A 12841-nucleotide genomic window follows, 5' to 3' on the forward strand; every position below is an offset into this window, starting at 1 on the left:
AAATGTGCAGCGGTTGCCTTGGCAAATAAAACGGTTAGAACTGCTTTTGCAATGCTAAGCCAAGGAACAGAATATAAAGCAGAGTTATTGGCTGCTTAACAAGGTCCTACAATAAAATGCAATAACGAAGATAAAAATCAGCATATTAAATCAGTTGTCAACTAAGAGTCTTGAACTCGTCGATAAGATCTTGATTATATGCTCGCGAAAATATCCTAGAGCCAGGGTTCGCTACTCTATTTAGAGCTCGTACATAAGTTCGCATTAAATTCTTTGATTATTCACTTTGTTGTTGACAAGGGGGAGTCCACATAAGTTGACAATACCGTAATTAGTTGTGCTAAATGTTTATTTAAGCGTGCCACTTTGACACTTCTCTTTGTAAAAAGGCTGTAATTGTAATATACTTTTTATGTGCCACTTTAACACAACCTGGAGATTCTTATGGCTACTGCACTACCTCGTATTACTGCTCGTGTAGACGCTGACACGCAAGAGCTACTTTCACAAGCGGCAGCTATTGCTGGCATGTCTAGTATTAACTCATTTGTACTTAGTGCCGCTTTAGAAAAAGCAAAAACAATTATGGAACGTGAAAGATCTCTTAAATTAAGTCAGAAAGATACAACGGCATTGATGAATGCCTTAGATCAACCCGCAAAACCAAATAATAAATTACAACAAGCTGCCTTACGCTACATGGACAAAAAACAATAATGAACAACACTGTCCAATTAGAAAAAGCTAAGCACGATCGGAACCGCTTTGATTGTGGTATCACTGCGTTAAACAATTACCTAAAAATAATGGCAAGTCAACAAGCTAAAAAAGACAATACTCGTACTTTTGTACTTGAGGATGAACACTGCCCTGAACATATTATCGGCTATTATACATTAACGATGACGCCTATTGATGCAGAGGGCTTGCCAGAAAAATTGCAAAAAAAACATTACAATGTAACGTCTGGTGGCTTAATCGCTAGATTAGCTGTTGACCAAAGATACAACGGTAAAGGTTTTGGAGAGTGGCTTTTAATTGATGCGCTTAGAAAACTATTAGCCGCCAGTGAAACTGTCGCATTTCCCGTTGTCATTGTTGATGCGAAAGATGGTGCGGGGCATTTCTATGAAAAATATGGCTTCACGGCCTTCAAAGATGCAAGTAATAAACTGTTTATAACCATTGCTGATATAAGAGCCAGCATCTCGCTTGGTTAGTGCTAAGGTATTGTCATCTTAACAACCTTAAAGCCAATTGTGCGATAATCTGCTGATGAAAAATTCTAATATCTATGCAGGTTATCGTTATCCTGCACAAATAATCAGCCATGCGGTCTGGCTTTATCATCTTTTACATTGAGCTTTCGAGATATTAAATAATTACTCGTAGCGAGAGGAATTGTTGTCACTTATGAAATGATCCGGCAGTGGTGAAAAAATACGGTGCTATCTATTGTAACAAACTCAAAAAGAATCGCGGTAAACTTGGCGATACCTGGTATTTGGATGAGGTTTTCATCAAAATAAATGGCGTATTACATTATCTTTGGCGAGCAGTCGATCAAGATGGTGACGAGATAAATATTTTGGTTCAGAAACGAAAGAATAAGGCGGCTGCAACGCACTTCTTTAAACGACTATTGAAAGGGCAGGGAGGTTCGCCGTTAAAGGTTGTGACGGATAAACTTGCTAGTTACTCTGCTGCAAAAAAAAGAATTAATACCAAGTGTAGAGCACTCAACTGTTCAGTATGATAATAATGGGTGTGAACTCTCGCATCAGCCTACTCTGCAACAAGAACGACAGATGCGGAAATTCAAATCACAGGGCCAAGCGCAGCGGTTTTTAAGTTGCCACAGGATGGTAAATAATCTGTTTTGTTTTGGTCGTCATTTAATGCAAGCGAAACACTATCGAGCATTCCGTGATCGCTCATTTTCTGAATGGAAGCGGATTAGTTGCGTCCCAAATTTAGATTAAGGCTGATTTAATCGCCTTTAGTCGATCCAAGTAGATAAGTTGATAATACTAAAAGTACCACGTTAATAAAATCTACCCTCGACATTTCATTGAAACAGCAAAGCAAGTTGGATTTGAAACGGCTAAAATCGAAAGTATACTAAGTGAGATTAAAGCTAGCACTGAGCAAATAATTATAGAAATCCAAGCCAGGTTACCAGTAAATTTTCCTAAAAATAGTTCAGAAAGTATATTTTTAGGGATGCTAAAACAGCTTAAAAAGTTATAAATTCAGTTTTTAATATTTGATTTTTTCAACACAACAGCTTTGCTCTTTATGTACAATACCAATAGTTTTTAGTCATAAATGCTTATTTTTTAAAAACTTACTTTAGGTAATACCCCTTTAGGTGTTTACTCACTGCATATTCTGCATAATAAAGTGGTAGCACTATATTTTTTGTTTCCATTGGTGAGGATCCTTGAGTGCCTGTTAACTTGATTGTTTTATGTGGTTGGCATTTTGTTATATAAGACTGTAGCGATTTAGCGCGAGTGCGTTTGCCACTTTTCACTTCGATCGGGATAATATCCCCTTCGGCATTTGTTGCGATAAATTCGATTTCAGCTCTAGCATCCCCCCATGAGAAAGTTGGATCTACTCCGTGTGCAGTGAATTCTTGCTGAACAAAATTTTCTGCAATGTAGCCTTTATATTCAAATTTTTGTTGTTTAATCTCTTTATAACCGACCCCCAACATGTGATTTAATAACCCTACGTCGAAGAGAAATAGTTTCACGATGTTTTCTTTTTTATATGCGGCTAAAGGACTGCGAGGTGCGCCATCTGTAGGATGATTTTTCAATACTAATCGGCATTTTTCTAACCAAGTAATTGCACTTTCAAAATCACTGTATCGAGATTTACGTTCATGTACGCCTTTAAATTTAAATCGTTTTACTGATTCATCCATCACAGAGGCAAGCTGTGATGGAATATTACTAAAAACAGACTCGATCAACCCCGCGTCCGTCTTACCTGAATATTTACCGAAATCTCGCAAGTAACCGGTAATTAAATTTGCATGGATATTATCTACCGCTTCAACACGTTCTAATATGCTTTTATTCTTTAATTCAAACCATTTACTAACGGCTTCAGGCATACCCCCTGTAAAATAATAATCGGTTAATTTGTCAAATAATTTAGCATGGGCAACAGCTGAGTTAGCTTGTGCTTCAAAAGCTTTAATTAATGCAGTCTCTCCTGATGCGAGCAAAAACTCATAGAATGTTAGAGGGCGTAGTTTGTGTTGTTCAACTTTACCGACAGGAAATGAATTTAATAGTCCAATGTTAGAACCACTGGCTGCGACATACATCTTCGGTGCTTTTTCTGCGAAGTACTTAAGTGAGGTTACGGCTTTTTGACATTCACCTATTTCATCCAAAATGAGCAAATCGGTGATAGGGTTAAATGTTTTATTTGTTATCAGTTCAATATTTGAAATAATATCTTCTGGTGTTAGAGATCCAGCAAAAGCTTCTGCCATTTCTGGAGATTCGAGAAAGTCGACACGTAAGACACTATCAAATAGTTCTCCGAATAAATTTTGTAAAAGGTAGGTTTTACCTGTTTGCCGAGCTCCATCTATGAGTAACGGCTTTCGGGTATTTTTTTCTTTCCATTCTAGTAATTTCGCTACTCTTGATCTCTGCATCTCTATTTCTCACTTAATCAATCGACTCACTAATTACACTTTAAAGCGCATAAAAATGCAAGTTTTTACATAATAAAGCGCATTAAAGTGTGGTTTGTGGGGTGGTGACGATATGGCTAATTAGGGGGGGAAGTCCATAACTTAGGCTTTCTTTAATGAACGTCACTATTTCTGATAAATTCTTCATTTAATGATTTTATGGCACTAAAGATATCTAAAATAATTAAATGGTAAATAAACTATATAAATAGGTTTAAAAGTAAACTGATTGGGGATCTGAATAAGCGTACTAACGCAATTTTAGCCTTAAATAATATTTTATATCTTCTTACATATGGCCTCTCTCCTGATAAATTGGGTGAACAATGCTCAATGGTTTGCGACGGTTGTCAGCGCCTCGCTGATGGTGAGCCTAAGAGGCGCCGGCGTTTAACGTCGATGGTGATCTTAACGCGACGGCACTCATTATTGGATGTCAAGGAGTTGATGCTAGGTGTTTTTTGAGTAGGCCCTTATTAACCCCATCGTGTGATTAAAATCGAGGACTTTTTTGAGTGTGAGGCTATCGCGCTTCGTGGGCATCGGTTCGCCATTGATTTGCGCCACTTTCACTATCACATTAGATAGTTTCACCCTAGCGGCTAAAGGGGCATCAAGGCTACTGTCTATATGAGAAAGCATATCCGCCTCATTAGTGATATAAAAACCCTGTTGCAATAAGCGGGCTTTAGCAGAGGCAATCATCTCTAAAAATTGGCATCCCCAACACGGTGTGCTTGAGGTCACATCACGGTGTCTAGCATCGTACGTGCATTTTGATGAGGTGGCTTGCATATAATGGCCATGTTGACACGATAGTGTGACTTGATCACTGATAGAGACGCGATGCGCCTTAAGTACGCCCCCATAAATTGCATTGATGCGGGCTAACTTCTTATCAGATACAGGGGATGGTTGCCTTGATGTGCGCATCAAGCTTGCTTTGTTAATGTTGGGGGGGGATTGCTGATACAGCGCAACGTAAATCGCCTGGCATACCGCTAACGCATTGTCGAACTGTAATTTGACTCGCAGCGCTTCAATGGTTTTGTTTCTAATACGATAGGTGGGGAGGCGAAGCAGTGTCATCTTAGGATGTACTCGAAAGTACTCATCAACGACCTCATCACGGCGAACCTGCTCTGCAAATTTTGCTTTTCTATCTTTCTTGACGCGAATTTGACTGTGCTCACTAATATGTTGTTTACCATCCACTTCATAGGCCCGCTGTAAAGTGGGCTGATAAAAATCAATAGAAAGTAGGTAACCTTTTTCACTTTTTAGCCCTTTAAAGGTTTTCTCTGCTTCTAAACCTAGCTTCCACTCGATATTCAAAAAGGCAATGAACTTCGCTGTCCATGAGCAAGTATGCCCTGCTGCCATGAAACCGCGTTTGCCATTACAGAATTGATGATAAAGGAGCGTAAATTCATGATCTTGATGATCAGTAAAAAGTGGCGCCTCAGCCACCATTCGGACACGTAATGTGATAGACAGATGAAAATAAGGGGGCTGCTTAGCCGCAATAAGAGCGGCAATGTTGGCTTCTATCGTTTCATTGCTATCCACGAGATCATATAAAGCACCATGCGTATTAAAGCGATCCTGTGATTCTGAATATTGACGCACACGTAACGCATTGAGGGTGGTGCCAGAGTGCGGATCGCATGCGGAGCATGGGGTCGATGTTTTATATTTCACTAAGAATTTTTGCAGTGCATAGGCCGTCTTTTGTGGGAGGGCACCATGCTTAGGGCAAGAGAGCGTCAATAGCGCCCCATTGGGGATGAAGTCTTGGCGGCTTGTTAAGTTTGATTTGAGCACGTCAATCTTAAGGGGATAACCGGCTTTTTTAAAGGCCCGTTCAAGATAAGCTGGCGTGTATTTTCTCAGTGCGTCAGCACCGCATTGACGACAACTATTACTCGTTATTTGGGTTAAAAAAGAGGCGTGTGGGATCTGTTTTACTTTGTCTGGGTGCCTCTTACAGCACAGGATAAATTTTGACTGGGGTAAGGGGGATAAAAAGCGCTGTTTAAACACGAGTGCATTGAATCGTTGATGTGATGGGGTAGGTGAGAGCTGCCAGTTTGATAGGGCAGTGATGAGGGCATCAAAGTCAGCCAGTGTTGGCATGGCGGTTATGCTCGGAATAGGGAAGTTTCGCTGGCGTATACAGGCGTGTTTGGCGGCGAATTTAGGCGTTATCCAATGGCGCTGGGCGCAACGGATACAGGTATGAATGCAGCTGACGCCTTCACCTTGATAGGTGGCTTTATCGATGTGAAAGTGAGGCACGTTGGCTTGTACGTCCTTAAAGTCAGCGCTATCAAATGGGCTACGTTGCAGGACAGCGCAATGCGGGCAAACCAGTGATGTTGCCGCCTTAACATGCGCTTTAATGGTCGACACCGAATGTGAGCTTAGCGCTTGGCACTGGGTGCAACGCAGCACTAATTTGTCTTTCTCTTTGACGTCGCAAGAAAGGGCTTTAGGCTCATGTTCACTGATCACAAAGCAGGGGGCTGGGAGCGTCGCAATGAGTTGCACTATGTCGCTAAGTAAGGACGTTGTAACAGTAAATTTTCTCTTTTTTTGAGGTGACGCTGGTGGGGTTTGCGTTGGCACTGTGGTGGATATTGTCATGAGTAACCTCTCTACTAAGTGGGTTGTTAAGTGAGTGTTATTCAGTCTAGATGGGTTGATTTTATTTATCAAGGTATTGATTTTTAAGGATTAATTTTGTATTTTTTGATGGGGCTAATGTGTCTCAAAAGCGGTTTTTTAGCGTGAGTATTGTCTCTGCTATGTGAGAGGGGGGCGATAAGTGCTTGTTTATATTCGCTTAAAAAAAAGTAAAATAAAGGCACCAATAGGGCAGCAGTATTCGTGAATTATTTTTAGCTGTCATGCTAGGAGCGACTGATTAAATACTTCGAGGGATACCTTAAATCCAATGGTAAAAAGTTTATTGCGTTATGATAGCTATCTTCGGTGTACCTCTTAAACTGATGATTGGTTTTCTTGATAGTACTGGTTGCATTTGATCCCAGTCTTTATCTTTTTCGCTCATCGGTGCGCTTTCATCGTACTTGTTAAGTCACTCTTGTGATCTTGATTTAGTCATTAATTAAACCTCATCGTTTTTTATTCTATTTGGTATGGGCAATACGAACATAAGATTGAATTCATCACGAGGCTTTTTTCAGATCATCATTAAAGGTTGTGCCCCTTTCCGAGATAGATCTGAAAATTAATAAGGCCAGCTGTAAGCCTAGAGCTGACATTAAATAAGTTGATGATCTGCCTCGCTTCGGGCCGTTAGTGACTTAAGTTTTTCTTAGCAATTCTTATTTCATTTAAGGATTCTTAAATGAAATAAGAATTGCTAAGAAAAGGTGTGTGTGCCGAGTAAACTTGGTTACAAATATATAGGTTTGTAACGTGCTTTTTTGAGGGCTAGAGTCAAACTTATAAGGCGGAACGGGGCACATACAAGATGGGAAACATCATCGTCATTTACAATCGAAATGAGTGGTGTGATCGCTATGTGACTGCTTTCTGATATGTGAAATGAATAATATTTTTTAGCGATATACTTACTAATAATTTAATGGAATTAATTTGAGGTATGTGATGAAGGAATTCAAGCTGATAGATGTTTTAGATAAAGCATTTAACAACGCATGGTTGCCCTTAGTTCAAGATCCATCAAAAAAAGAAATCCCAATAATTTTTGACTCACAGAAAATGCGTTTATATTTTATTGAAATATATAAACAGTTATACGCAAAATCAGGTGGTGATAAGAGTTTTATGATCCACTGGTTTAATGATCTAAATAAAGCGTTTAATTGCACTCCAATTGATGCATGCAAAACTGAAGCTGGATTATTGACAGTAAAAAAATACTTTGAATCAAATCGGTAAAATAAGAAAAATACTTAACTAACCTTATCGGCTACTTCACATGTCGGGCATTGCGACTTAGCCTCTAGGCGCTTCAGGGCACATAGCACCATAGAAATTATGTGCTACTTTGAAGTATGTAACGTCAGCTGTTCCGACAGGCCGTGTAAAAACTATTGATCACCTTTTGGTCTAAGCACGAGGTACTTATGATCAAACAATCTTAGCCAGCGATCCAACTTCGAGGCCAATTTTAGTATAATAATGTGGTAAGCCAAACCAGAGGAAATCTGATATGTCTCACCATATTAAAGGTCAATCAAGACACCAATCGACACTCTTCCCAGAAGCAATAGATGACTTTGTTACCCAAGATAATTCAGTTCGAGTAATCGATACGTTTGTCGACCATCTTGATTTACTCACGCTGGGTTTTGATAGCGTTAACCCAAAGCTAACCGGCCGACCAGGCTACCATCCTGCCACCATGTTGAAACTCTATATTTACGGTTACTTAAATCGTATTCAATCATCTCGCCGCTTAGAAAAAGAAAGCCATCGCAACGTTGAATTGATGTGGTTGCTTGAACGTTTAAGACCTGACTTTAAAACCATCGCCAACTTTAGGAAAGATAATGGCAAGGGGATTAAAAATGTCTGCCGCCAGTTTGTTGAGTTATGTCGTCAACTCAACATGTTTGAGGATTCAGTGTTCGCTATCGATGGCAGTAAATTTAAGGCCGTTAATAATAAATCTAAAAATTATACACCCACCAAAGTTCAAGCGCATATCGAGCGAATAGAAAAGAGTATTCAACAATACTTAAACCAAATGGATACAAAAGATGGGGATGAGAAGGATATCGGTACGACGGTATCACCTTCGAAATTAGCATGGCTTGAGGCGCGTTTAATAGAGCTTAAAGCAATTGAAAAAGAAGTGAATGAACACCCAGACAAGCAAGTATCACAAACCGACCCTGATGCAAGGTTAATGAAAACGCAAAGTTGGGAAAGGCAGGTATGTTATAACGTGCAAAGCGCGGTGGATAGTAAGCATCACTTGATTGTTGAACACGATGTTACTATGACAACAGATAAAGGACAGCTTACCTTAGTGGCAGAGCAAGTCCAAAAAACACTAGGCAAACAAGACATCACCATCATCGCCGACAAGGGCTACTTTAGTCGCAACGATATTAAAGCCACACAAGACTTAGGCATGACAGCAAATGTGCCACAAACTGATACCTCTGGCTCAGAAAAGAAAGGCATATTCAATAAGTCGCTGTTTAAATACGATAAAGACAAAGACCTTTATATTTGCCCCGCGGGTGAGGAATTATCGCATCGACGTAACGTAACTGAACGCGGTCTTGAGCAAAAGGTTTACGTTAATTTTTATGCTTGCCGAGATTGTAATATCAGAGATAAATGCACGAAATCAGCGAAAGAGGCAAGGAAAATGAGACGCTGGATTCACGAAGAAGAGATAGATGCGATGCAACAGCGGCTCGATGATAATCCCGAGATATCGGTGCTAAGAAGACAAACCGTGGAGCATCCGTTTGGTACGATTAAGATGTGGATGGGCGCGACGCACTTCTTAATGAAGCGCAAAAAGAATGTGAGTATCGAAATGAGCCTGCATGTGCTGGCTTACAACATGAAACGAATGATGAACATAATGGGAACGACTGGGTTAATGGCAGCTATCAGGCAATAAGGAGGCACATATCCTAAACTCGAGCTATAAAATAGCCTCAAAACGTCACGTTCATCATTATTGGCTGACTATAACAGTGCAAAAAGGGTATACCGCCCTAATGATAATAATTAAGGACAAAGTTGATTTGGAACGTTGAGCCTCTCACACAACAAAGGTTGACGGTTGAATTCCGAGTTTTTACACGGCCTGCCGACAAAGCGGACATTACTGGCAAGTCGCTAATAAGATGGTCCGCCTCACCCTAGTCTAAACTTAGGGCAAATTACTCAAGAGGAGAATCATCATGTCTGATATTAATATTTTAGGAATTGATATAGGTAAATCTACTTTTCATCTTGTTGGCCACGACGCATCAGGAAAAGAAGTTTGTCGTAAGAAGCTAAGCCGTTCAAAACTAATTCATTACCTATCTACATTAACTACAACAACCGTTGCAATGGAGTCGTGCGGAGGAGCACATTGGTTGGCGAGAAAGTGCCAAGCATTTGGCCATTCAACAAAACTTATCCCTCCCCAATACGTTAAACCATATGTTAAAACGAATAAAAATGACTTCATAGATGCTGATGCTATCGCTGAAGCAGCTTCTCGCCCTTCAATGCGTTTTGTTAGTGTGAAAACTGAGGCATCTCAAGTTATATCTGTTATCCAACGAATACGTTCAAGTTACCTGAAGGACAGAACCGCTTGTATGTCTCGTATAGGCTCTGTTTTACTAGAGTTTGGTATGAGCTTTCCTAGATCTCACTCCAAAATGAAGAGTTTATTTCAATGGTTGGCTGAATATGGCGAACCAATACCACCAATGCTTCTTCGAGAGTTAAGAGAGCACCATGGCTTTTATTTGAAACTTAATGAGCTTATTTCACTGCAAGATAAAAAACTTAAACAATTAGTGGAAAATGATGAATTAGCCCAACTACTCAAAACTATCCCAGGAGTCGGAACACTCACAGCAAGTCGTTGTATGTCTGATATCAGTAATGCTTCCGATTTCAAAAATGGGAGGCATTTAGCTGCTTGGGTAGGATTAGTTCCACGGCAATTTTCAACAGGCGGAAAAACAACATTGCTCGGTATAAGTAAACGAGGGAACAAGGGATTACGAGAGCTATTTATTCATGGAGCCAGAGCAGTACTAGTCAGGCCAGAAAAAGCAGTAGCTGTATTTGGCAATTGGCTATTCGAGTTATTATCACGAAAACCATTTAATGTTGTAGTCGTTGCACTGGCAAATAAACTTGCACGCATAGCATGGGCAGTACTTTCAAGTAAACAAGCATTTGAAGTTAGAGTGTAACCAGGATTTGCAAATGATGATAAAGATGATAAAACGGTTAGACCACTGGATTGAAGACCTGTGGGGCGAAACAGCACCTTATTAAAGTATGCTTAGTCGCTTTTGAGGACAATCTAGCGCGGATCTCATCGTGGAGCTGGGGCTAATTTATTGGCAGCCTGCAAAGACTCCGAATACATTAGCGCAAACCAACTACGTTATCGATATTATTACTTGCAATATCGAGGCGGACCATACAATTCGCCCCCAAGCCGACTTACAGCGACCCTAATTAACTCACCCGCAGAATAAAATTAATAATAGAGACAACATGAGCATTTAGGTATTTGGTCTTGGAAAAGAAGCGAAATGAGAATATGATATAAATCATAAATTAATCACCTTGTTATGATTATTTTAAGTTTTTGCTTTTAAAGCTTATTTTAAAGGTTTACGGTTTGTTTTAGGTGTTTTGTGATTATTTTATAATGGACCGCTATTTTTACTATGAAAAATGGCTATTTACCATAATAGTCATTTTGTGCATAGGTTTGTTGATTTCATGTAACGTATTGATAAATTGAATGTGAAGAAGACAATAATCAGATATCTTCAAAAGCCGATAGTTACCTACAATGTAGTTATGTCCTTAATTACGGATTAAAGAAATTTCGTAGGGGGTGTTTGTTCTTTGTGGAGGAGCTTTTTCTGCTTTTATATTTGGAATAGAATCTGATAAAAAGGCGCTGTTTAGATTCACCTGCGCAATCCCTAATCTTACACTTATGATAAAAAGGATGTAATCAATGAGCAAACAAATAAATAAAGATACGACCTTATGTATTTCATTAGCAGCTAGACCCAGTAATTTCGGTACACGTTTTCATAACTTTTTATATGAAGCATTAGATATTAACTTTATCTATAAAGCTTTCACTACTCCAGATCTAAGTGCTGCGATCACAGGTATTCGCGGCCTTAATATTCGCGGTTGTGGAGTGTCTATGCCTTATAAGGAAGCTTGCATTAGTATGGTTGACGAGCTTGATGACTCCGCTAAAGCGATCAATTCTGTCAATACTATTGTGAATACTGACGGCTATTTAAAAGCATATAATACTGATTATATTGCCATTACTAAATTACTCGCACAATATCAGGTATCGAAAGATCTGGTTTTTGCATTGAAAGGCAGTGGAGGTATGGCCAAAGCGGCCGCATTTGCGCTTAAAAATGCAGGATTTAGTAAAGGTTATATTGTTGCTAAAAATCCAGTAACGGGTAAAGAATTAGCAGATGCGAGTGGTTTTGAATGGCGAACCGAGATAGGGGATCATGATGCTGATATGTTAATAAATGCAACCCCGATAGGCATGTCTGGTGGCGTTGATGCCCAGAGCTTGGCTTTTAACGAAGCAAGTATCAAACATGCGCAGGTAATTTTTGATGTGGTAGCCTTACCTTCTGAAACGCCTTTACTCATCTATGCTAAAAAACAAGAAAAAACGGTTATCAGTGGTTCAGAGGTATTTGCCATACAAGCCGTTGAACAATTTTCCTTATATACAGATATCCGCCCGAACGATGAGCTATTTCAACTAGCGACTGCTTATTCAAGAAAGTAAATTGGCTTATTTTTGCGGATACAATCTGGTATGTATCAAAATGAGTAGTGGGAAGAAACTGATGATTCAACTTTTTTATCTACCAGTAAAATTAAAAATCTATAAGTTAATCAACAAGGACAAAATACGGCTAATCAGTAGGTTTTGTTTCTAAATTTACCATAACACCCGTTAAGCGACATTCGGAAAGACTACTCGATAAATGGCTTTTTGTTTGGGTGATTCAGTTGAATTAAAATGTACAAACCCAATAGATACGAGGCCTATCGTCTAATTATTGCCTGGTGATTCACCTGAATCACCAGGCAATAAAATAATATGTATCGATTAATTAAGTTACACTGTAACTTTTTTGTTTGCCCAGCAAAGCTGGCAAACCCGCTCACTTGCAAGAAAGTGAGATCACCCTGATTGAGGGGAAGATAATCCGAATGGCAAGGGCGTCACTGGCTAACGGTGGGGTCTGAAGGAAGCCATAGGAAGTTAGAAGTACACAACTAACCGTAACCTGTTTCGGCAGTGTTGGTGGATAAGCGTCCAAAATAGCGCGAAGTCCAATACTCAGTCAGACCAACACT

Annotated in this window: 8 protein-coding genes and 1 pseudogene; 7 read left to right on the forward strand and 2 right to left on the reverse strand. The window is 39.6% G+C overall.

Annotated features, from left to right (window positions below; all coding sequences use genetic code 11):
• Positions 1-444: 444 nt before the first annotated feature.
• From H592_RS0110895 to H592_RS24905, 3 genes and pseudogenes are all read left to right on the forward strand, one after another.
• Positions 445-717, forward strand: coding sequence for a type II toxin-antitoxin system TacA family antitoxin (locus H592_RS0110895; protein ID WP_028868808.1), 273 nt, complete (start codon positions 445-447; stop codon positions 715-717).
• Positions 717-1220, forward strand: coding sequence for a GNAT family N-acetyltransferase (locus tag H592_RS0110900; protein ID WP_028868809.1), 504 nt, complete (start codon positions 717-719; stop codon positions 1218-1220). Before H592_RS0110895 ends, H592_RS0110900 begins: the two co-directional genes overlap by 1 nt.
• A 55-nt stretch (positions 1221-1275) precedes the next feature.
• Positions 1276-1982, forward strand: a pseudogene (locus tag H592_RS24905) (IS6 family transposase).
• Between the two features lie 365 nt (positions 1983-2347).
• Here H592_RS24905 and H592_RS0110910 read toward each other — a convergent pair.
• Complete coding sequence (locus H592_RS0110910; RefSeq protein WP_028868810.1) at positions 2348-3682, reverse strand: ATP-binding protein; 1335 nt, start codon at positions 3680-3682, stop codon at positions 2348-2350.
• 489 nt (positions 3683-4171) lie between these two features.
• Positions 4172-5857, reverse strand: a complete 1686-nt coding sequence (locus tag H592_RS0110915) for a hypothetical protein (RefSeq protein ID WP_156916111.1) — start codon at positions 5855-5857, stop codon at positions 4172-4174.
• Between the two features lie 1500 nt (positions 5858-7357).
• Between H592_RS0110915 and H592_RS0110920 the strand changes: the two genes are divergently transcribed.
• The 4 genes from H592_RS0110920 (at position 7358) to H592_RS0110935 (ending at position 12263) form a co-directional block, all read left to right on the forward strand.
• Entirely contained in the window at positions 7358-7651 is a 294-nt protein-coding gene (locus H592_RS0110920) for an antitoxin Xre/MbcA/ParS toxin-binding domain-containing protein (protein ID WP_028868812.1), read from the forward strand.
• A gap of 274 nt (positions 7652-7925) precedes the next feature.
• A complete protein-coding gene (locus tag H592_RS0110925) occupies positions 7926-9356 on the forward strand; it encodes an IS1182 family transposase (protein WP_028868813.1) in 1431 nt (476 codons plus the stop codon).
• Positions 9357-9642: 286 nt separating this feature from the next.
• A complete protein-coding gene (locus tag H592_RS0110930; protein WP_028868814.1) occupies positions 9643-10659 on the forward strand; it encodes an IS110 family RNA-guided transposase in 1017 nt (338 codons plus the stop codon).
• A gap of 785 nt (positions 10660-11444) precedes the next feature.
• Positions 11445-12263: a shikimate 5-dehydrogenase gene (locus H592_RS0110935; protein WP_028868815.1), complete on the forward strand. Its 819-nt coding sequence runs from the start codon at positions 11445-11447 to the stop codon at positions 12261-12263.
• Positions 12264-12841 lie beyond the last annotated feature (578 nt).

Source organism: Psychromonas arctica DSM 14288 (genome assembly GCF_000482725.1).
Taxonomy (GTDB): Bacteria; Pseudomonadota; Gammaproteobacteria; order Enterobacterales; family Psychromonadaceae; genus Psychromonas; species Psychromonas arctica.

Excerpts from the sequence above, each read along its gene's own strand:
- H592_RS0110910 (WP_028868810.1), bottom strand. The coding sequence starts at position 3,682 with ATGCAGAGATCAAGAGTAGCGAAATTACTAGAATGGAAAGAAAAAAAT.
- H592_RS0110935 (WP_028868815.1), top strand. The coding sequence starts at position 11,445 with ATGAGCAAACAAATAAATAAAGATACGACCTTATGTATTTCATTAGCA.
- H592_RS0110895 (WP_028868808.1), top strand. The coding sequence starts at position 445 with ATGGCTACTGCACTACCTCGTATTACTGCTCGTGTAGACGCTGACACG.
- H592_RS0110900 (WP_028868809.1), top strand. The coding sequence starts at position 717 with ATGAACAACACTGTCCAATTAGAAAAAGCTAAGCACGATCGGAACCGC.
- H592_RS0110925 (WP_028868813.1), top strand. The coding sequence starts at position 7,926 with ATGTCTCACCATATTAAAGGTCAATCAAGACACCAATCGACACTCTTC.
- H592_RS0110930 (WP_028868814.1), top strand. The coding sequence starts at position 9,643 with ATGTCTGATATTAATATTTTAGGAATTGATATAGGTAAATCTACTTTT.
- H592_RS0110915 (WP_156916111.1), bottom strand. The coding sequence starts at position 5,857 with ATGCCAACACTGGCTGACTTTGATGCCCTCATCACTGCCCTATCAAAC.
- H592_RS0110920 (WP_028868812.1), top strand. The coding sequence starts at position 7,358 with ATGAAGGAATTCAAGCTGATAGATGTTTTAGATAAAGCATTTAACAAC.